The organism is Halomonas sp. SCS19 (assembly GCF_040147015.1).
Classification (GTDB): Bacteria; Pseudomonadota; Gammaproteobacteria; order Pseudomonadales; family Halomonadaceae; genus Halomonas; species Halomonas litopenaei.
This window is the reverse complement of sequence record NZ_JAMSHN010000001.1, coordinates 4,198,226-4,219,074: the sequence shown is the minus strand read 5'-3', so window position 1 is coordinate 4,219,074 and position 20,849 is coordinate 4,198,226. Positions and strand designations below refer to the sequence as shown.

General features: G+C 53.2%; 23 protein-coding genes. 2 read left to right on the top strand and 21 right to left on the bottom strand.

Translation table 11 applies throughout. The features are described from left to right. Positions 1-665 precede the first annotated feature (665 nt). The gene (locus NFH97_RS18415; protein ID WP_349625320.1) at positions 666-1,781 is read left to right on the top strand and encodes a site-specific integrase; all 1,116 of its coding nucleotides are present in this window, start codon (positions 666-668) and stop codon (positions 1,779-1,781) included. 52 nt (positions 1,782-1,833) lie between these two features. Here NFH97_RS18415 and NFH97_RS18410 read toward each other — a convergent pair whose 3' ends face one another. The 9 genes from NFH97_RS18410 to NFH97_RS21250 form a co-directional block, all read right to left on the bottom strand. Then, positions 1,834-2,976 (bottom strand): DUF2971 domain-containing protein, encoded by a 1,143-nt coding sequence (locus NFH97_RS18410; RefSeq protein ID WP_349625319.1) that lies wholly within the window; start codon positions 2,974-2,976, stop codon positions 1,834-1,836. A 358-nt stretch (positions 2,977-3,334) separates the two neighbouring features. Beyond that, complete coding sequence (locus NFH97_RS18405) at positions 3,335-5,674, bottom strand: hypothetical protein (RefSeq protein WP_349625317.1); 2,340 nt, start codon at positions 5,672-5,674, stop codon at positions 3,335-3,337. Between the two features lie 424 nt (positions 5,675-6,098). Further along, on the bottom strand, positions 6,099-7,013 hold the full coding sequence (locus NFH97_RS18400; RefSeq protein ID WP_349625316.1) for a NotI family restriction endonuclease: 915 nt from the start codon (positions 7,011-7,013) through the stop codon (positions 6,099-6,101). A 4-nt stretch (positions 7,014-7,017) separates the two neighbouring features. Next, on the bottom strand, positions 7,018-8,223 hold the full coding sequence (locus NFH97_RS18395) for a DNA cytosine methyltransferase (protein WP_349625315.1): 1,206 nt from the start codon (positions 8,221-8,223) through the stop codon (positions 7,018-7,020). Between the two features lie 101 nt (positions 8,224-8,324). Further along, positions 8,325-9,965, bottom strand: coding sequence for a tyrosine-type recombinase/integrase (locus tag NFH97_RS18390; protein WP_349625313.1), 1,641 nt, complete (start codon positions 9,963-9,965; stop codon positions 8,325-8,327). Between the two features lie 280 nt (positions 9,966-10,245). Next, positions 10,246-11,088, bottom strand: a complete 843-nt coding sequence (locus NFH97_RS18385) for a tyrosine-type recombinase/integrase (RefSeq protein WP_349625312.1) — start codon at positions 11,086-11,088, stop codon at positions 10,246-10,248. 50 nt (positions 11,089-11,138) lie between these two features. Further along, entirely contained in the window at positions 11,139-11,462 is a 324-nt protein-coding gene (locus NFH97_RS18380) for a helix-turn-helix domain-containing protein (RefSeq protein ID WP_162816551.1), read from the bottom strand. 62 nt (positions 11,463-11,524) lie between these two features. Continuing rightward, complete coding sequence (locus tag NFH97_RS21255; RefSeq protein ID WP_222516441.1) at positions 11,525-11,797, bottom strand: ArsR/SmtB family transcription factor; 273 nt, start codon at positions 11,795-11,797, stop codon at positions 11,525-11,527. A 139-nt stretch (positions 11,798-11,936) separates the two neighbouring features. Next, positions 11,937-12,290 carry a Lar family restriction alleviation protein gene (locus tag NFH97_RS21250; RefSeq protein ID WP_502878704.1) on the bottom strand — a complete coding sequence of 118 codons (354 nt, stop codon included), beginning with the start codon at positions 12,288-12,290 and terminating at the stop codon, positions 11,937-11,939. Between NFH97_RS21250 and NFH97_RS18370 the strand changes: the two genes are divergently transcribed. Beyond that, positions 12,211-12,558, top strand: a complete 348-nt coding sequence (locus tag NFH97_RS18370; protein ID WP_349625310.1) for a hypothetical protein — start codon at positions 12,211-12,213, stop codon at positions 12,556-12,558. The genes NFH97_RS21250 and NFH97_RS18370 overlap by 80 nt on opposite strands. Positions 12,559-12,752: 194 nt before the next feature. On the opposite strand, the gene NFH97_RS18365 is transcribed toward NFH97_RS18370, so the two are convergent. The 12 genes from NFH97_RS18365 to NFH97_RS18310 form a co-directional block, all read right to left on the bottom strand. Further along, positions 12,753-12,959: a hypothetical protein gene (locus NFH97_RS18365; RefSeq protein ID WP_157033157.1), complete on the bottom strand. Its 207-nt coding sequence runs from the start codon at positions 12,957-12,959 to the stop codon at positions 12,753-12,755. A gap of 93 nt (positions 12,960-13,052) precedes the next feature. Further along, entirely contained in the window at positions 13,053-13,298 is a 246-nt protein-coding gene (locus NFH97_RS18360; protein ID WP_108133166.1) for a hypothetical protein, read from the bottom strand. A gap of 97 nt (positions 13,299-13,395) precedes the next feature. Beyond that, positions 13,396-14,352: a recombination-associated protein RdgC gene (locus NFH97_RS18355; protein ID WP_349625309.1), complete on the bottom strand. Its 957-nt coding sequence runs from the start codon at positions 14,350-14,352 to the stop codon at positions 13,396-13,398. A 228-nt stretch (positions 14,353-14,580) separates the two neighbouring features. After that, a complete protein-coding gene (locus NFH97_RS18350; RefSeq protein ID WP_348826623.1) occupies positions 14,581-14,955 on the bottom strand; it encodes a hypothetical protein in 375 nt (124 codons plus the stop codon). Positions 14,956-15,039: 84 nt separating this feature from the next. Next, positions 15,040-16,659, bottom strand: coding sequence for a YqaJ viral recombinase family protein (locus NFH97_RS18345; RefSeq protein WP_349625308.1), 1,620 nt, complete (start codon positions 16,657-16,659; stop codon positions 15,040-15,042). Then, entirely contained in the window at positions 16,656-17,396 is a 741-nt protein-coding gene (locus tag NFH97_RS18340) for a recombinase RecT (RefSeq protein WP_222569937.1), read from the bottom strand. The genes NFH97_RS18345 and NFH97_RS18340 overlap by 4 nt, the downstream gene beginning before the upstream one ends. A gap of 68 nt (positions 17,397-17,464) precedes the next feature. Continuing rightward, complete coding sequence (locus tag NFH97_RS18335; protein ID WP_289105172.1) at positions 17,465-17,611, bottom strand: hypothetical protein; 147 nt, start codon at positions 17,609-17,611, stop codon at positions 17,465-17,467. 10 nt (positions 17,612-17,621) lie between these two features. Beyond that, positions 17,622-17,873, bottom strand: coding sequence for a hypothetical protein (locus tag NFH97_RS18330; RefSeq protein WP_349625307.1), 252 nt, complete (start codon positions 17,871-17,873; stop codon positions 17,622-17,624). Next, the gene (locus tag NFH97_RS18325; protein WP_349625306.1) at positions 17,870-18,121 is read right to left on the bottom strand and encodes a hypothetical protein; all 252 of its coding nucleotides are present in this window, start codon (positions 18,119-18,121) and stop codon (positions 17,870-17,872) included. The genes NFH97_RS18330 and NFH97_RS18325 overlap by 4 nt, the downstream gene beginning before the upstream one ends. Before the next feature lie 85 nt (positions 18,122-18,206). Further along, entirely contained in the window at positions 18,207-18,389 is a 183-nt protein-coding gene (locus NFH97_RS18320) for a hypothetical protein (RefSeq protein ID WP_349590762.1), read from the bottom strand. A gap of 476 nt (positions 18,390-18,865) precedes the next feature. Next, positions 18,866-19,144 carry a hypothetical protein gene (locus NFH97_RS18315; protein WP_349625305.1) on the bottom strand — a complete coding sequence of 93 codons (279 nt, stop codon included), beginning with the start codon at positions 19,142-19,144 and terminating at the stop codon, positions 18,866-18,868. A 533-nt stretch (positions 19,145-19,677) separates the two neighbouring features. Further along, positions 19,678-20,763, bottom strand: coding sequence for an SDH family Clp fold serine proteinase (locus tag NFH97_RS18310; protein ID WP_349625304.1), 1,086 nt, complete (start codon positions 20,761-20,763; stop codon positions 19,678-19,680). Positions 20,764-20,849: the final 86 nt, after the last annotated feature.

The window sequence follows — 20,849 nt, the reverse complement described above, 5'->3', positions numbered from 1 at the left end:
CGAGCGGCACAAGGGGTGATGAGTACTATACTCCAAATCTAGGTAGTGTATGACGACGAATAAAATAAGGAAGAGTCATACAATGCCTAGAGTGGGAGTATGGCGGGGGGTCTTAGCTTTAGCTTCTTTTTCTTGAAAAATATAGCGCGAGCTTGCGAGTCGATAGATTTATCGAGAAAAAAAGCGACAAGCTACAAGATTCGTATGCGAGCCCGAGCGAGTCATCTAATCGCAGCCTCCCGCGCGAGCTGGAATGACTTGAAACTCTAGGCATAGCGCGGGGTTTTGCGCTCTTGCATAGAGTGAAGGTCATGAGAGGTCGCAGGGGTAGAGAGCGATCTGCTGGCACAGCTGCAAGCATCGAGTGCGAGCCATCGACCATGTCGCACTCACTGAGTGCGACAAGCAACACGGATCGCAAAGCATGAGTGTGGTAGGTCGAAAGTGTCGCACTACACGAGTGCGAGAAAAGTCAGTGTTTACGCGGTTTTTTTCTGTTTAAGCATATGCTTGGGTCACTGCTGGACCAACCTGGTCCAATCTGGGTCAGACGAGCTAACTTCTTTTGTTTTTTATTTGTTCTTTACTTCCCACAGTGGTGTCTTATCTTACTATATTTATTAAAGGCAGTCTGTGCTATAATATAAGTACAAATGAGAATAATAATGAGCAGAAAATTCGGCACTACTAGCATAGCTAGAACAGACATATTCAAATCTTACAGCAAGTTTGCAAAAGACCATTTCAATAACAGTTCCCGCGGGTATAAATTTGAAGAAAATACTTATTACAATGCTCTTTCTGACGCATGTTCTTTTATTAGCTCGGTGACAAACGAAAACCTTTCTTCAGTAAAGTCAAAAAAATCGGCTAAAGCAATACTCGAAGAAAATCATGAACTCATCATCATGGCACTAAAGTCAGAAGCGAATCGTCGAACAACAGGCGGCTGGGGGAAGCTCAGAAAGACTCTAGACATCGCTTATCGAGCGGCAGGACTCAGTAGAATGTCAGATCAGATCAAGTACTCTACTAACCCACTTCCGCCATCCGACCGTCCACAACACACAAAAAAATCGCTCAGGATTAGTAAAGTCAGCGACAAATATCTAACTGAATTCATTGAAGCTCTAGAAGAGAAAAAAGATCAGAAAGCTCTGGATCTTATCACTCTTGTCAGTACGTTCGGCATGCGGCCTATCGAGATTTTGACTACTAAAATCGTGTCCCATAACGATGAGACAATAACATTACATGTGCAAGGTGCAAAAAAAACACTAAAAGGTAAAGAGCTAAAAAGTCATTCTCGGGGCATCGATAGAACGCTCACAGTCGAGTCAACGCCAGCACTATTAAACGCTCTTAGAAATTTACAGGGGATGACGATAAACGAGTTAGAGAGCGCTCAACAGCGTATTAACAGACTATCTAGAAAGCTAAAACCGACATCCGAAAAGCACTTTTGCCTATACTCTTTAAGATATACTTTCGGGTCAAATCTGAAAAAAAATCTGTACAGATATGAGATGGGCAGAGTGCTGGCAGCAGCAATCATGGGTCACAAGAACACGTCGAGCATATCAAGTTATGGGCATTATAGATCGGGTGTTCTCGGCGCTGATATCCCCGTCGTTGATGATATGACAGTGAAGAAAGTTGTAGACGACGTTAGTAAAAGATTCGGCAGAGATCGCGGGGAAAATTTCGATATCGGTGAAGCGATCAGAAGTCGTGCGTATGAAAATGAGTATGACGATTCCCTTTCAGTAAATTACTACTAGATGCCACATCAACAAGCAGAAATGTTTGCTTGTTAATGTGGCAATATAAAACTTACGGGATATTTCTGTGATCCATCTCGGACCCAGTTTTAATAAATCCTCGACTCTTTTTCCACCCATCAATCCGCCTTTCATAGTATTCTGAGCCTGGTGGTATAGCCTCTCCCATTGAAACCAACTCTTCGTCTACTATCTTTACAGCTCTAGATGATGCACATATCTCAGCTTGCTGAAATAAAAAATCAAACACATACTGTTGTGTTTGGCTAAAACTTTCTGAAGAAAATCTATGTTCTAATTTTTGCTTAAGCATTTCCTTCATAGATTTTTTTTCAGTTTCCTCCATTCTTGCGCCAAAAATTACACCAACCACTTGACTAAAATCATAATAGAACAACCTTTGATTATTAGTGAAATCTGTGGCGCCGGATATCCACTTACTTGGCTGTGTCAAAAATAGTCTAACTTCCCTCTCGTAGTTCCAGCAGCTATTTTTAGTCAGTAACTGTTTTTTTGCGCTTTCAAAATAATTCTCTCGCTCACTCTCTCCTTCAATCTTGTACCCAGTATATTTTGCAGGTAAGAGGTTGAATGCATCTATAGTAGACAGTACATTATCGTAGTTTACTTTTTCAACATAAAATTGACTAGCTACACTACACTCATGCCCGCTGACGGGAGATATACTTGTCCTCGCTCTCTTTGGGCACTGCCTTATACATTTATCAATTGGTCTAAATACTAGGCAAAATCCTGTGTGGCTTTGTGCATAATGTGACCACATGAGCATTTCATCATTTGTCTCCGACAAAGATACTGAATATCCAGCGCTAGGCGCGTACAAAGATAATAATGACTGGAAATTTTCCATCGATCTTTCGAAGCTTTTGAACTGCGGCAAAATCAAACTTTTTCCGTAAAAAGTTTTGTTAAACACATTGTTTTTGTGAGTCTCAAAATTTTTTAACAAATCATCTATTGATATTGGGCAGATTTCAGCAAAATATTTAGCTACACTTTCTACTAACGACTTATCTTCAATTATTTGGTCAAATAGCATACCCCATGTCTTATCGCTATTACATGGAAACTCGTATCTAGACTGCATATCGATTGGATCATTTAATTCATCGCGTGAAGCAAAGAAAATTTCATCATAAAGGACTGACTTTTTTGATAGCAATCCCGGACGCATGTACCTATAAATATGCATATCTCACCAAAACCCCGCGTTTCTATAGTTCAACAGTGCCGACAGCACTTTCACCATCTCTAAGCTTGTCAGCAGCAGATATGAATTCATCAACTTTTTGAGCTAGTGACAAGTGCGTCGTTAGTCGTACAAGCGCATGCTGAAGCTCATAGCGCTTTCTCCGGCGCTTCAGAAGGCCTCTCACGCCGCCGAGATAATAGTCATCGACACACATCTGGCAGTCAGCATGCGACACCACGAGGTCCGCGCCCGCTCTCTCTAAAATGATTTTCATCATAGCAACGACCACCGACCCCCAGTCTGCTACTATAGCCTGGGAGTCAGTATATTTTTCGTTATATTAAAGTGCAAGACCTTTATCTTTTCTATTGTTGAGATATGTTCTCATTCTATCTGCTGATGCTTCAGTGACAGTAAATGTGTTTACCATTTTACTACCTCGGCGGGTTGTGACGCCCTTGTCTGTCTCAAGGCCTAGTTCTTTGAGCAGGTCTTTCGCGGCTCTCGTGAAGCTTTTCGGTGCCTTTGCGGGGATTTTTTTGAAGAAGCTAAGCTTGTTGAATGCGTCTCTTGACTCGAAAAGCATTTTACCAAGTTCATTTGCGTCTTCAGTTGTAAAAGATCCTGTCAGAGTTTCAAGATCGATGTTGAGAGACGCTAGAATCTCCAAGATATTTTCGTTGTGACTTATATAGTCGAATCTGTCGCGAGCGGCTATAGACTTTTTCTGCTCGTTGTATGTCATAACACCAGCTTTTGCAGTGCTCAATCTAGCGATCTCGATCAATCTAACTTGCTTTGCTAAAGCACCCTGCTTCCATCCCAGCTCTATGTCGTTACGAGTCAGCGAGGTCTTGCCTGTCGCCTTCTCGATAGCTTGTCGCTCGACGCGGATATCTAGATCTGCTGAGCTTTCATCTAATTCCCTGAGCTTGCTTGCTTCTGATTTTGTGGCGGGTGTAGCAGTCATTAGCGCTTCGAGACGGTCATCATTGTAGTGAGCGACTGCCTTTTTCTTGATTCTGCGAGCCGATTTTTTGTCTAGATCATTCTCGCGCTTAGCGATGCTAGTAGAAAACCCCGCAACTTCTAGGGCTTTTTTCATTACTAGCATGATATTGTTCTTCATGAAGTTAACGTCTGCTTCAACTCTAGCTGAGAAAATCTCGAATTCATCGCTTCTGTCCGCCCCGCTCTGCGACAGTAGTGCTTCAGCGTTATCAATCTTTTTTTCTTTTGCTGTTTTTATCCCCACCTGAAATCTCTTGGCTGTCCGCTCTCTTCTCAACATCTGTACAGCATCGGTTGGAGTCACGTTAGCGCTGAAGAGCCCAAAATGATTTTGATAGCCGCCATCGACTATAGAGACAGAGCTGGTCACTACAGGAGAGAATATGAACGACCCCATGTCTCTGAGCTTTGCTGGGTTTTCAATAAGCTCTTCGTGATCAAGAATGTTCTTCGAAGTTAGTCCAACCACTTCTTTACCCGCCCTCTTTAGCTCTTCAGTTATCGTAGTAACAAACTTTGCATTGTCGACTGCTACGAACGCCCTGCCGACCTGCATCTCTTTGATCGCGGCGGCTTCAGTAGATTCATATGTGTCTAGTACAGCTTCGACGCATAGGTTTCTATGGCTCTTGAATAAAGTAATTTTATCGTTGCGGGCACTTCTCAAAAACTCAATCACAAAGTCATTCATGTCTGCATCAGCAACGTAAACGACGCGAGCTTTAGCGACTAGCTGCTTTAGCTTGTAGTACGCTTCTTTACGTGTATTGCGCTTAGCATCGAAAGAGCCAGTGAAGATGTGCACTAGTACTTGCGAGATCTCATCAATAAATAGCACATCGACTTTGTCAGTATGTATGATCTCTTGAATGTTGCCTTTTGAAATAGAGTTAATGCAGGTCTTCAGGTGTTTCACATACTGCTCAGAGCCCACAGCGATGTTCTCGTAATGCTGAGCAAAAGGGATATTGGACTTAATGATGGAGCGTCTGTGAGCGACGTAGATACCGCGCTCAACTTTTGAGAGAAGCTCTGTTCCCTTGACAGTTTTTAAGCCGCCTGTAGCTAGGGAATTCGCATATACACCGCCCTTCTTTAGCATTTCATCGACATCAACTTCATCTCCTGATTTTACCCATCTCGTCTTGACGCCCACTTGTGTCTTAACGGTTAGAATACTTTCAGCACGCTTTGAGATAGCGTAGCGAGAGCGAGACGCTAGAGTTTTGCTCGACTCAGCAACGCTGGGGTTTGCTTTCACGACTTCGTCAGTGATCTGCTCAGCAGTTTTGAAGATACCATGCACTGCATTCTCTTTTGCAATATACGAGCGGGCAGCAGCATTGACATCAACAGTTTCGAACTTAAGCTTGAGAAGTTGAATCTCAGAAGATATTAGTGTAGATGGCTTGTAGTCAACGCCATCTATTGTGAAATTGATTTTTCGGGATAGAGCTTCTAGCGCATCTTCTGATGACTCAGCAAGCACGTGCATGCCAGATGCTGAGCGCAGGTCTAAGTGAAAATCTAGGACGTCAGACAGGCTAGATGGGTGAGCTGCAACGTGTGCCTGATCATTGACTATAGCAGATATAATAAGTTTCTTTTCTTCTAGACCTTGTTCTCTTATCTGAGTTTGTGGTAGTTGCGTCTTATAGATGGATTTCATTCTTTTATCTCGTCGTTCTTATTGTTATCACAGATTTTTACATAAACTGCAATATGTTTACCGAAAAATAATTTTAGTGTGTCTTGGGAGAGAGGCGGGGGTCAGATATCATCTTACTTGAAAAGTATTTTTTAAAATTTTAATGACTTAGCAATTACTTATTAATGGATGCAATTACACTTGTATATCAATATCATATGTAAAGTTTAAGTTAACCGCCTTTGAAATTTTCTACAAAATGATACCACTAGGAAGCAACGCCTTAAGTATTCTTTAAATGATTATTTTTATTACCACTCAATGAACTGCAATCAAGCCTGCGAAAGCAAGAAAATGATGCCCAGGATCCTCAGGTACTTAGATTTTCCAACAAAAAAGCGCCTCTACTTAAAGGGCGCTTTTCTTTTATCAACAAATAACACACTCAATAAATTGGCGACAGTGCGCGCAAAATCGCTCTTTTGTAAACATTCTCTTCTGGGAGAGTAACGTTGTTAAACGCTTCCTGGAGCTTGTAAACAGTAGTAGTATGATCGACGACGCGGGATAGTTTTATATCCGTACCAGCAGTTTGTGGATCGTTCTTGTCATAATCGTAAATAAAGAAAGTTATTGAGGCGGGCTGTAGGGTATACTTTACAAGCTTTTCCTCACCACCAAGGCGCGCCATTATCTTTTGATAAACGGGCTCCGGGCAAACGAAAAATAGACCTTTTCTACACATCTCTTCACGCTGAAGCAACTGTCCCTTATAAACCAGCTGGGGAAGAATCCGCTTGTTTACATTTTCCCAATTAAGACCGGCTGTTGTATTGATCACTTCGCCTGTTTTTTTCAATTCCTCAAAGCCGTTGCGGTATGTACCAGTTGTGTCAATTGTCTGAACTTCAATGGCAACGAATTCTTCAAGTTCTCCATCTTTATTCAGCAGTGCTAAAATCCAGTCGACGAAATAACTACCCTGCCCTTCCTTTTTTGGAACGTACAGCTCGCCCCCCCACCTTTGCCCAAATACAGCTACGCAAGACTTCTGGCCACGTTTTGCGTGCATAACAGCATTGCGCCCATTAACAATCTCAAGGCCGGGCTTGAACGCCTTATCGGAGACATCTCGTAATATTTTGTAGTCTTCAGCGTACAAACGGATTGGGCAACATATTACAGGGCTGGAGGTCGCAGGCTTAACCGCACATACGCCTGAGACTATGCCGTCCCTGAATTTTTTCTCACATTTTTCACCGCCTTGCAAAAAGGGGCAGGTCTCAGCCGTCACTGCCCCTTGTGCTGCTTTAGATTTATCGTCAGCGCGGTATCCGAAGAACTCATAAATAGATGCCATTTCTTTACACTGCTCTGGTTAGCTCCTGATCCTTGAAGCCTAACGCAGTAGCGATGGATCGGCCAATAGCGGCAGCTAAAAGCGGAGGAACGGCATTGCCTACCTGTTCGTACTGCTCTACCCGTGACCCCACAAAATGGAACGTATCGGGGAAGGTCTGAATTCGGGCTGCTTCTCTGACAGTAAATGAACGATCCTGTGAGTAGTGGAAGTAGGCTCCCCAGTGGGGATCGCACTTTGTCAGTATTGTGCTTGCCAGTCCTTCGGGGTTCACCCTGCCGTAACGCTTAGTGTGGTCTGAACGACGGGCACGTTTCATACCTTTAGGTAAGAGGTCATGCGGGATATTGGTCCAGTTACCACCCACAGGGATGTGCTTCAAGCGCTCCATGTTGATCTTTCCCAGCTTCGGAGCTTGGTGATTAGCCACACCCTCTGAGCCTGTTCGCATAGCCAACTGGAAGTCGTTTTGGGGGGCGGTACGGTATTGCTTAATATCCTCGCCCTCCTCTCCGTTCACAAGCTTGGGAAGGTCGTCGATGGCGTCGCGGACGGAAGTATGTTGCGGAAGCTCAACGGAGCCAGGCAGGGCAACGATGTTGCGCCCACCAAAGCTCGACGTAAAGTTAACTCGGATCGGGGCTTGACGCACGGGCTCTGGGAAAATACCGCTGGGATCCTGGCCATCGCGCATACCGATGATGATTGTTCGCCACCGGGTTTGCGGGACACCGTAGTGCGGAGCGTACAGAATCCGAACGTCAGCGTTGTAGCCGTGCTCTTTCAGTGTTTCCAAAATGGCTTGTAGGGTCGCACCACCTTCAAAAGATAGCATGCCAGGCACATTTTCGATGAGTACCGCTTTGGGCTGGAACTCATCAACGAAGCGCAGGAAGTCTTTGAAAAGGTGGTTCCTATCATCCTCGCTAGAGCGCTTGGGGGCGTAGATGGAGAATCCCTGACACGGTGGGCCTCCCGCCAGAAGGTCCAGCTCACCGCGCTTGAGGTCGACTTGCTCGCGGACTCGCTCGGCTGACACTGTCCGAATGTCGTTCTGTTCGACTAGGGTCTCGGGGTGATTCAGCGCGTAGGTTTCCGCGTAGCGCTTCATCACTTCATTCGCATATAAGCTCGTAAACCCCGCTTCGCGCAGCCCCTCAGACAGCCCGCCAGCCCCCGCGAACAGGTCGATCATTGTCAGCTTCGCCATTTTGTGCCTCTCACACTGTGTTTATATACAGCCAATGCGCGTTATGATAGTCTGCTTCGCCGCCCCGCGCAATGGTACAGGCTGCGAATCAGTAGCGCACGCTATAGAAGACGCATCATGTTAATTAGTTTTTCCGCTTTGACCTCCGGGAACTGATATACAAGAGATCCTAGCTTAAGGCATATCTCATACATCTCTTTGACGCCCTTATCCTTCTCATTTGCTAGCCGCTCTATCTCTTCGTGAAGTTCATCTTTAATATCGAGGAGATTTTCCGCACCAGTAAATATAGTCTCTTTCTTCTTTTTCTTAACGCCTGCATTTTCTAAGATAAAGTCAGTAACACGCTGAGTCTCGCTACGCATGTGCTCAATCTCAGTTCGCGTATAACCGCTCGTGACGTCTTGCGGCTGTTCACCATGGTCAACAAGCTGCTTGTAGATGTTTACTTCTACACCGCATGACTCAGCACATGTAATAAAAGTCGATCTCAAACCGTGCGCTGTAAAGTCTATGTCGACTCTCTCGCGGACTTTCTGAACCCAAGGCGGGACGCCAATTGCTGCACCTTTCTTTCCGCTCATGTCCGGAAAAATAAACTCAGAAAAACTCCCGTGGCGCTGTTTCATCTCTCTAATTATTTCTTCAGCTTCATTACTGAGCGGCAGCATGAAGTCGTTCTTTGCTTTCATTAAGAACTTATCGTCGCCGACTATATAGAGTACTTTCGTCTTTTCATCGTGCATGCGGAACTTTAGATTTGACAGCGCGCCGCCACGCATGCCGGTTAATAGCATAAACTTTAGGTAAGCTTGTCCAACAATGTGCGACTGTACATTTTTGTTGTGGCGGTCGGGCTCATAGTCTTTCAGAGAGTCGAGTGCAGACCAGAATCTTGCCAGCTCGGCTTGTCGTATGCTCCGGTCGCTGGCTTTCTTAACGCGATGATCTGACCCAACAATCTTAGTAGCTTTGAGCGGATCGCAAGGGTTATGTGTAATGATTTTTTGAGGCGGTATATCTTCTGTCTCATAACGCTTATGTGCGAACAGATACATCTCATTTATAAGATTAATACACTTAGATGCTGTAGCGTATCCGTCGCCCCTCTTTGCTCCGCGTTTTTGAATGTCTTGGGGGATTTTCTTATACAGCTCACTGACTTCGAAGCTAGTAATTTGCGACATCAGCTTGTCAGCCAAGCTGTAGTGCCGGAGAAGACGCATATGCTTTCTGTGTGTATCGACTGTAGCTTGCGCAAGCCCTTTGGGCCTTTCGGGTCTCATACCGCGATCTTGGATTTTGTCTTCGAGGCACTCGGCTAGGGTCGGGCCTTCTGAAGCGACTTTCTGGCGGTGGGCGTCTCTCGGGTGCATGCCTTCGCTGACTGCGTTACGTGCTTCTACAGCGAGCTTCACAGCTTGATCATGATTGATGTCGCGATACTCAGCGAGCTTGTGTTTGTTCTCGCTGGCTCCCGGCTGGGGGCGGTAGAAGATCATCCACGTTGCTTTATGCTTGCTCGTCACTCGGACGCAGACCTGTGCCATCCCGCTGCGGGTCTCTCTGTACGTGACTGAGCTAAAAAGTGAGTACACGGGATCTCTGTCAGACAGCTCAGCTCTCAAGCGCTTGTGAAAGTACTCATTCAGCTCTGTGTCAATAATGGGATTGCGTGGCACCCCAGTCGCTGGCACCAGGCCGGTCGAGGTTCGCTTGTAGAGATGGGCATTTTTGGGCATGTTCTGGGCCTCGTGGGGCAGTCGCTAAGCTGTCGCTAAATGCCCTGATCATACACATCGAGCGGTGATTTAGCGACATTATTTTATATTCTATTATACATAATACTGTCGCTGGATCTTGCCATTGGAAGTTATTTTTGTTGTTTTTCAATGACTTGTACTAATGTGATTCTCCACATCTCTCGCTCTTACAAAGGGAGAAGAATCTCTATCGAGTTACTTAAAATCCCTCGGTGGCAACACCGTGCCGGTTCGAGCCCGGCTCCGGGCACCAATAGTTTCAATGCCTTACGCTACCTAGTCCCTCGACGCCCTCCTCTCTGGTCGCAATTTGGTCGCAAAGCTTCGGCAGCCTGCCAACCACTTGATCCAGACGAGAGTCGAACATATGCGCGTACCGGCTGGTCACCACCAAGCTGCTGTGGCCAAGTAGCGCCTGCACCGTCGTCATCACCTCCCCCGCCTCAGCCAGCAGGCTGGCGTAGGTGTGGCGAAGGTCATGAAAGCGCAGATCATCACGCTTTATAGCCCGCCGGGCAGCTTCAAACGCCTTACGCAATTGATGAGCGTCAGATGCAAACGGCAGGTTGGCCACCAATGCCGCACCATCCTCCGGCAGCGGCACAACCCTGGCCTTGCCACTCTTGGTCTGCCCTGGTCGCAACACGATGCGACCACCCTGGATGTTGCCAGGGTCCAGCGCCAGAAGTTCGCCGCGGCGCAGCCCCGTCAAAGCAGCCAGCGTGATGATTCGCCGCTCCTCCGGATACTCTTCCGGCACAGCCTCAACCAGACGCCGAATATCCCCTGCGGTCAGGTAGACGTGGCGCTCGTTTTTCGGGGTAGGCTTGCGCAGCTTGCCGTCCAGCGGCTGATCCAGCCAATCCCACTCCCGATACGCCAGGCTCAGCACTCGCTTGACCACCTGGGTCCGGTTATTGATTGTGCTTTGGCTGAGCCGCTTCCTGCGCATATCTTTCTGCATCGACCGGGCGGCATCCAACACCTCTTGACCAAGAAGCACGTCTTGCGCGTTCTCGTCGAACCAGCGGGCGACTGCACGAATGCTCGCGCCCTGGCTGTTCGTGTCGTACTCGTCGACCCAGCGCAGAAGACCCTCCATGAAGGTCCTCCTCTCCTGCCGACCCATGAGGCCATTGAATTGAGCCTCGTTTAGTTCAGCCTCTCGCTTCGTGGCGAACTGCCTTGCTTCCTTTTCCGTGATAAACGTTCGCTGATATCTGCCGCGCTCACCCGACTCGGTGACGACCCACCTGTTCCGAGATGCGCGGTATCGAACCGTGATACCCATTTTTGTTGCTCCTCTCGTGAGGGGCCGCGCTTGCAGCTCTCAATGTAAGCGTCGACCGCCTCTCGCTCAAACCGTACGTTGCCGCCCAGGGCGACATAGCCAATCAGGTGCTTGATCGCGTAGACCTTGCGCTCACTGATGGCCAAGAGTTCCGCCACCTCGCTCGGCGGCATCAGGGGTGTCATGATCAAGCTCTCCTTCAGGGCAAAAGAAAGCCGTCTCGGTGGGCGGCATGATGATCGGCAGTTCACTGGCGGTATCGTCGCCGCCATTCAAGGAAGTCGCGTAAACAAGGTTCATCTGCAAGGCGGTAGTACACGGTACGGCCTGACCGATCCGCCTTTACAAGACCTGCTTCGCGCATTTTGGTGAGATGCTTGCTGGTCTGATTCTGGGTCAGAGATAGCACCTCAGAAATCCTAGACACACAGATCGGATCGAATTTTTGGACTACATTAAGAATTTCGGCACGAGTAGGGAAAGCGGCTAGATACAGTAGCTCGTCGACATCGAAGGACATGAATGGCTTCCAGTTTTTGCGTTTCACCTACTATACCCCGCGACCCTTGCTCGGGTGGGCACAATGATGCTCACCAGGCTCACTCTGTTTTCCACGGGCGCCGCTGAATCTATACCTGGCATACCAGGAACCGCACCAGCTAAGGTTCATCGCCTCCTCCCGGCTTCGGCGCCGCTCCGAGCATGCGCTGGTAGCCAAGGCGCTGATTATCGAACCGCCCAAACCTAAGATCGGCTTTCACTCGCTGCATGTTTTCATCGATGGAATCGAAGTAGGCCTTTTGCATCTCCAGCGTCGGCGCTGCTGGTACGCACTGCCAGCCGTCTGGCACGTGGCGATCGTTCCACTGAAAGCCGCACGCGCCACCCTCCTCGTTGGACTCGAGCCGTCCACCGCAGTCAGTGCAGGCCACGATGCAGGACTGTCGTGGCGTGCCTATGCGCTCGAACTCGGCTTCTCCTCCGCAGAACGGACAGGGCAAGAGCTTATTCATCGCCACCTCCCTCGGCCTCACGCCGGCGCTGGTCGCGAAGGTGCGCAAGACGCTGAACGATGGTGCTGGCAGTCTGGTGCTTGATGCACTGACAGCCACCGTTTGTGTGCATGCCGTTGGGCTTTTTCACAACGCAGTCTCCATCGGTACAGCCTGGCAATCCTTCAAACGGCCTGCTCAGAAGCTCGGCATCGCGGCGGGCGAGGCTGGTGGGCAAATCTCTTGCAAATTCGCACAAGGCGCGGTGATCTGCTCCGCTTTCCGCTGATGGCGTGAGGAAGCCCATGGCCCTCGCCTCGGACGCCACGTACCGCAGCGCATCCCTCTCGGCTTCCACCTGCTCCAGCCGCTCCCACAGACTTTCCACCTCATTACTCGCTGTCATCACCCCGCACCCCTTCTCGCATCTGTGGCTGGTGTCGTATCGCGCCCCGCCGCAGCGGCTGCATTGCAATGTGGCCATCACCGATCCTCCAGCGCTTTCTCCAGCTTGCCGACCATCGTCAGCCCGACATTGGCCGGCAGGTTGTCGCCCGCCCATTCCCGTGCCGCTCTGACGTCCTCACGCAGCCGCCAGAGCTGCCGCTCCAGCACCCGCTCCCGTTCGCTCTTGCCATCGGGGTCCAGCTCGCCCTCTGGCATCCGCGCCTTCTCGATGCACCTACCCATGTCGACTCTCCTGCTCTCTGTGCGCCCGCCTCGCTTCTCTCAGGACCAACGCCCCGCCGGCCATGATCAGCAGGCCGAGAATGATGGCCGCGATCACCCCGCCTTCCTCCATGCTGGGATTCCGTCGAGCGTGCCGTCGCGCTGAATCCGCCCGTGCTCGTGCCACTGCCGTATCGCCTCTTGGGCCGCCTCTGGCGCTTTCACCAACCGGTACTGGCCCATCACGGCACCGAGGCCCGCCGCCACATGCCGGGCGCTGAAACGCACCGGCAGCCCTTCCCTCACCCTGATCTCCTGCTGCACGGACACCAGGCCGCGCAGCCTGTCTACTCGCTGCATACCCACTCCCTCCACATCTGATCGGCCAGCGCCTGCTCGACAGCTCTGGCGCCGACCTCGCCCCAGACCTCGATGTCTTCGACCCACTCGGCTGGTGTCATGCGGCGCCCTGCCTCAGCAAGTCATCCTTGTGGCCCGCGCCATACTGCTGGGCTTCGCCGCCCATCCACCCCACGACGCGCTCCACGCTTTCGCCCAGGGCCTTCGCCATCAGCAGGAAGTCGGTCTCGAGGCGGGCTACCGCGTCATCGCCGTCATCAGCCTCGTTCGCCTCGTCAATCAGCGTGTCATCGAAGCGAATTGCCTTGATTGCCAGGTCGTCGTGGAGCACGAAGGCCATACGCCCCTCGAGCCCCAGGGCGAGCTTGCTTGCCTGGCGCCCGCTCTCCAGCAGGTGCTGCATGTCATCGCTGTCCAAGTCCACCTGGCGGCCGCGCACGACTCCGTCATCACCTTTTGCCTTGAGCTCGACCTGATCCCCGATCTGCATGTCGGCCGGCCGACTGCCGGGGTCCGTAAGCCAAGTCGTCATGGCGCGCATCGGAAGGGTCTGCGTAGCAAGCGGCGTGACCTTGAGGCTGCCCAGCGTCTCGCGCATCAGGTCCAGGGCTTCCTCTGCACGCTTGCGGCTCGAGGTGGCCACGCCGATCAGGTTGCGACTCACGTCCCACCACACGTCGATTCGCTGCGTCCGCACTAATGCCCGCGGCAGCAGTTCCTCGTAAACCTGCTCCTTGATTGCCTGCTTCTCTTGGCGACGCAGCTTTCTGCACTCCTCCGCCTCGATCACATCGACTCGCTCCTCGACCTCCTCTCGCACTACTGAGGCGGGAAGGATTCGCTCTTGCCGGCACATGCTCATGAGGTGATGCCCCTGGAGCTCATGCAGGTGGCGATCACCGCCGCGCCCGACCGGCGGCACCCAGCCAACGCGACGTGCTTCGCTGCCACTGAGGGGGCGCAACGCCTGCTCGCCCAGCGCTTGCTCGAGCCACTCCAGGCTTGAGATATGGGCGCTGTGAACGCGGTAGAGATGGAGATTTTTGAACCACATGATCGTGCTCCCATGAAAAAGCCCCGGCGCGTGCCGAGGCTGGAAAGAAATTGCCGCTTCACGTGCGGCACCCGGCCCGCCCTGCCGCCTACTGCTGTGCAGTGAGCTCGCCCGCGCTCAGCACGGGTGGAGCTGAGGAGACGGCGGCCAGCGGGCTGACTCCGTTTTGAGACACGGTGGCCTGGCCTCGGCTCCGGTCATTGGCGCCACCGGGCACGGCGCGTTTATTCATGCCGCCCTGCGGCGGCCTTTGATCCGTGAGCAGACAGCGGCGCGACGCCGGCTGCCATTGCGCTTGGCTCGGTTCTGTACCTCTGTTGGCATACTGGCGATTCGCCGGTACACGCTTTGAACCGAGACCCTTCTCCCAATGCGGGCCAAGTGCTCAGCGACTTGAGGCACCGTCATCAAGCTGGCCTCGAGACAATCGACGATGATGGTGTCGATCTCTGGCCAGTCGTCTCGCCGGTTCCAGAAGCTGGCAGGCCGGGCTTTGGATAGGCCAATGCGCTGAATGGCGCCGCGCACAGACAACAGTTCCCGCTGCATCTCGTCAGCGATGTCTTCGTCATGCCAGCCTGCCAGCACAAGGCGCTCGAGCATGTCGAGATCCTCGCGAGGCCAGCGGTGGTATTTGCGTGGCATACCGCCTCCCACAAAAAAGGCCCCGGTGTGGGGCCTGTTTGCTCAAGCGGCGCGAAGATGCTCCATGGCATCGTCATACCCGCTCCAGTTATCGACGCCGGCGGCTTCCAGCGCATCCAGCTTGTCCCGAGCAGCCAGTAGCGCCTCGTACTCCTTGCGACTGATCGTCACCGTGTCAGGCTGCTCGACTTCGCGGGCTGGCTTGAGTGCGGCACCACGTTCGGCAGCGGCAGCGATCTTGCTGGTGTCGAGGGGGCGGCGCTCCTCGGTAGCGGGCTCGTCCTTGCCGGCGGCGATGGACTTGTCGATGGCTTCCTTGTTGGCCGCCTGTGCCTTCGCCTTGGCTTCTTCCTCCTTCCGGATCTTCTCCCGCTCCGCCTCGAGCCGCTTCTGCTCCTCCTGCTTGTGGTGCGCGATGCGGTTCTCGACCTGGAGCTTGATGAACTCGGCATCCCGCTGGATTAGGTCGCGCCAGTCGCTAAACAGGAAGCCGTAGTCGCCCTGGTGCTTCTCGATCAGCGCCTTGTTCTCGCTGATCTGGTTGGCGAGCTGCTGGCACTCGACCTTGGCCCGGGCCACCTCGTCATCGGCCGCAGACTGCAGGGTGGCGATGGTTTTCTTGCCCTTCATGGCGCCGGCTACGTTGAGGCTGTGCCGGGGCTCAACCGGGCAATCCAGCTTGGCCAAGAAGTCGTCAAAGGCCTGGTGCGCCTTCTGCTGGATCTCTAGTCGGCGGTTCTCTTTCTCGGCCTTCACCAGCTTGTCGAGATGCAGGCGCTTCTGGCGCATGGTCTCGCGCAACTCGTCGATGGTGCTGAACAGCTCAGAGATGCTTGCCGTCTGTTCCAGAGCGGCCTTCTTGCTGGCCTCAAGCTGCTTCTCGCCCTTCTGCAGGAACTTCACAGTCTCGGCGGCATCGGCGAAGTGCTGATCGGTAGTCAGCTTGGTGCGGATACCTTCGATCATGCCCATGGCACGGGCCTTGAAGTCGGGCAAGTTACTCGCCTGAACCGCCCCGGTGAGGTTGATCTTGAGCGCCGGCAGTGCTTCGGGCGCCTCGCCCTGGGGCGCGACAGTCTGCTCGGTAGGTTGGTAGGCTTCGAGATCTGCGCTGAACTGCTCCCAGCCGGCGACAAGCTGGCTGGCATGGAAATCATCGAGAGCGACCCAGGTGCTGACCGTGTTTTCCTCGGTACCGTCCGTGACCATGTAGAGCCACTTGTCTGCACCGCTCACTACCAGCTGCTGAACCACCTGCCAGTAGTCCTCTTGCGGCACCTCGCCCGCTCTCACTTCCTCAGCCTTCGAAGCGTTCCACTGCTTGCACTCCCAGCCAACATCCTCAAGCATCGTGATGCCATCGAACGAGGCCAGCAGAGTGCCGTCATCAGACACCGCGGTGACCGGGTAAAGCTCCTCACCAACGATGCGTTCCGCGATGGGGCGAGCCGCGGCCTCGATGCGGTGGCCTTTTTCGAGCACGTTCTTCTGGAACCACGCACTGAACTCCTGCTCTGAGCCGGTAGCCTTCATGTGAAGCAGCTCGTTGCGCTTCACGTTCTTCGAGCAGGCCATCATGATCGAGGCCTCGCTGGCAGTGAAATAGCGGGAGCGGTAGGCGCACCACTCGTCGCTGCCCTGAACCAAGTCGATGATCTTCATGCCGCCACCTCCAAGATCTGCTGTTTCTGTTCTTCGCTCAGCTCGGCTTTGCTGCTGACCATGTTGATGATCTGCTCAGGCGTGCGCTTGCCGGCTTCGATGGCGTCTCGCCACTTGGGGAAGTTCGCGTTAAAGGAGTCGGCGGGATAATGCTCAAGCGCTGGTCGTGCCGGCTCGCTGCCTGCCGGATAGATTTCCCGCTCGGTAGGAATGTCCTGAGCCTCCTCGACGGTGATCAGGCCGCCCAGGGCGTCGGCGAACTTGTCTCGCAACGCATAGCCGCGGGCGCGCCACATGAGCATCCGCTTGGGGTAGGTCTGCCAGGGACCGGCTTTACCCCACAGCTTGGCGCGCTCGGCGTCTGCCTGGCTGAAGGTGACCGTGTGCGGCTTGGCGTCACCCTTGCGCCAAACGGTGCAGGTGGCGGCCATGCTGGCATCGTCGAATGACTCCTCGTGCCCACCGAAAGCTGGATGGCTCTGAACCAGAGCGAGCAGTGCGTCCCCGTAGATCGCCGGCTTGCCGTTGATGACTGCGATGTTCTGCAGCGCCTGAATCGGGTTTAGGCCCAACTCCGACCCCATCATCATGGCCACCAAAGTGTCCTGCGGCTTCTGCTGGTAGGCCTGCGGGACCATCTGGCTGCTAGCCAGCATCTGAGCCATCTCCATGGCCTCGCTCATACTGTTTGGCTGCAGGGCAAAGCCGCCGCCCTTGGGTCGTGTAATTGCATTCATGCTGCTACCCTCTCCTCGATACTGTTGGTATCCGCCCCAGTCCGACCGCCATCGGCTGGGGCTTCTCGTCAGTCAACCCCGTGATGGATCGTTCCGGTGGACTGGATCATCGACCGCATGGCGTCGTAGCCGTGGCGATGTCCGAATTCCCGGTCGATCGGCTGGCTGCTACAGCCGGCCAAGGCCAGGGCGGTGATCAAGATCAGTGCTCGCATGCTTTCCTCCTCATGCCGCCCAGGCGTCCCGCTTCTCGCGGTATTCGCTGAGCAGCCGGTCGTAATCGTTGTCGGTCAATTTCCGCTCGAGCCACGCCGCCGGATAACCGCGGCGGTCGAGGATGTCGAACTCGAATTCCTCCGGCTCCGGCGGATCGGCGTCACCGTATCCCCAGCCGGTGGTGCGCATCGGCGCCCCATGGCTGTAGAACGTCACCCGGCACCGGCACGGAATACCGGCAACGGTGGTCGTGAACGTCATGCCGCCGCCCTCCTCCGGTAGTGCTGATCCAGGGCGATCTCGATCGCTCGATTGACCTCCGAGCCGCCCCGGTACCCGTTGGTCAAAAACGCCTCGACAGCGGCCATGACCAACCGATCCATCGACAGCGGGTCGGCCAGCAGAATGGCCTTGATGTCGTCATCGATCGGGTGCGCCCCCGGCTCTCGGCCAGCTTCTCGCAGGGCCTCAATGTCCCTCGAGTGTTTGCTCCATCCACTCGTGCACATACCTACCTCCTGCCGCACCAAGCGGCGCCGATGAATGCCAGGGCGTAGAGAAGGGCCGCCACCGCGACCCAGCAGTGATCAGGGCTCATACCGCCCTCCAAATCTCGATCGGCGGCGTCACACCCTGGGCCGCCATGGCCTTGCGACGCTGCCAGCGCTCTTTGCGCAACCACCGCTTGCGGTGCTCGCTCGTGATGATCTTGTCGGCCCATTGCTCGCCGATGAGAGGCCGCAGCCCGAGGCGACGGCGTGCTGTGTCTGCGGTCATGCGACCTCCTGGAATAAAAAAGCCCGCCGGTGGCGGGCAAATGCAGGGAACAGATGGTGATGCGGTGGCTGGATGCCTCCAGCGGCACGGGGACATTTGGCCTGATCCCGTGTTGCCACCAGCATTTCCGGCTTAGCGAGCCGGCGCTTGCACCGCATCGAAGAGAGCCCAGGCCTCGAACTCCGCCTGGCTTCTCGGCGTGGCTTTCCGCTCTACCGCTCCAGACCCTCTTCGATGGCCCCGTACTTTGGCCCGGGGCGGGGCACTGGGCCGCACTGCGCAGCGGATCGCGTGGTGCTCAGTCGCCTTCTTCCATCTCGTCTATGCAGCTCTGGCAAGCCAGCGCCTGGTACCCAAAAGCGACGATGACCTCGGCTGGCTCGTGCGCCTCAATTGGGTTGTCGCAGCCGGGGCATACCGGCATGTCCTCTGGTCCTTCGATATGCATCACTCCCCCTCGCCCGGAGGCTCCGTCGTCACGCCCTGCGGCGCAGCTCGCTGTAGATGTCCTGCATGAACTCCCGGCCCTGCATTCCAGCCAGCGTCTCGACGCCCGCCTTCTGATCTTCCTTGTGGGCATCCAGCGCTTCGAAGGCCTTGCACGCCATGTGCTCGACGACCCGCTGCGCCTCTTGCGCCACTTCCCGACCCATCCGGGCCATTTCCGCATCGGTCTCCGGCATGCCGTTCTCGCTGATCCAGCGCTCGGCGGCGAGCAGGTGGTGCGGGGTGATCATGTCTTCGGTGATGTGCATCTCGACTCTCCCGTTGTCATCCGTCAGCCCTCTCGGCGAGAAGGCTGGTGGATAACCCTTTAGGGTCGCGGCTCGCCCTCTGTTGGGGCCTCGCCTCGCCAGCTCCGACTTCGCTGGGTCTCCGGGTCGGCTACATCCGGTAGCTCGGGTGGTGGGCTGCTGCCCTGTCCAAGCTTCCAAATATAGGTATACCTATTTGTCGCGTCAACAGCTTTCCCTATATTTTATCACAAACACCTATATCTCATTGTTTTCCCTATGTGGAACGCGCAAAGAAAAGCCGCCTCAAGGGAGGCTATCGGGCGGGGGCGCTACAGGCGGGCACAAAAAACCCGCCTCGAGGGCGGGCTTTTGCTATCCGAGGCTGGCTAGGTTAGAGACCTATCTCCTCGCGTCCATTAACCTTATGAAACACGGGGGTGCCACGAGCCTGGATGCGAGAAGCTTGGGATGCTCGACGAACCATATCGCTATTCTTCCTAAGCACAGCGTCAGAGACGATGGATGGAATCTGCATCCTGTCGATATGGCTGCTACTTGTCTTCAAGGTCATGGCTTTCATCGGGTCCATCCTCAGTGGTGTTGGTCGCCTCAGCTGGAGTGGCGTGCACGGCCGTTTCCAGGTCTGCTTCTCCTGGTTGATGGCCAGCATCACTAGCATCTTTAGGTATAGTGACTCCCAAAGCCTGACGCAAATCCAAGAGGAGCGGCGAATTTTCTGCGCTAAGCAACGCTTTGTCAATGTGTGGCTGTAGCTCATCGGCCAGCATCTGGATAGGCCGGGGGGCATCCACTACTGATGTGAAGAGCTCGGCGCGCGCTTCCTCGCGATCAACTACAAAGCCATGTGACGGGTATTCCATAGCAAGTCGCGAGACCGCATTTGTCTTTAAATTCTTAAACTTACGGTGCTTGGTTAATCGATTGCCATACTCCAAACCAATGCGCATTGATCGGGTAAACTGCCCGTACTTCATGAAGTCAAGCTGAGCCGTAATAGGACTGAACAAATGTCCAGCTAAATTTGTCGAAACCTCTAAGGCTTGGCGCGTGCTCAACCCGCCCCCAAACCGAACATCTAGAAACTGCTGCTTCAAGAATTCTGTTGCTTGAGTGCCGAGAGAGTTGAGAGCTTCGAGCGGATTGAGCCCCGAATGGTGCTCGCCAAACTCTTCTCTATTCAGAATCTGTATATCAAGCGGTCCAAGATGACCATTTTGATCCATGATCAGCTCATCGGCCCCTAGGCACATGAGCGTTCCTGAACTTTTGCAAAAGCTATTGATAAAAATGGAAAATTTCTTGTACTGCCTTTGAAATGCTCGAGCTACCAAGTAAGCTGCATCTGGGCTACCGCCAGGGGTGGTGAGCCAAAGAATTGCTTCATTCGGTCTATTCTCATTCTCACCTAGAAGCTTGGCCACAACCCGTTCAAGCCCCTGCTCAATGCCTCCCGAAAACACGAAAACATCACAATCTAGACGCTCCAAGACAGCCGCTGTAACCGGGAAAGGAGCGTCTTCCGAGGCACCACCCTCTTGTTCGGAAGGATCGCTCTGATTGTTGTGGGCTTCAAGTCTAAGAAGCGGCTCGAGATTAGTGACTGCCTGCGAATTCATGTTTCAATTCCTTGAAATCAATGGCTTTTGTATTTTTGTCTGGCTTGCATTACCTGAAAGCTAGTCTCGGATTCATCTGCCCTGGC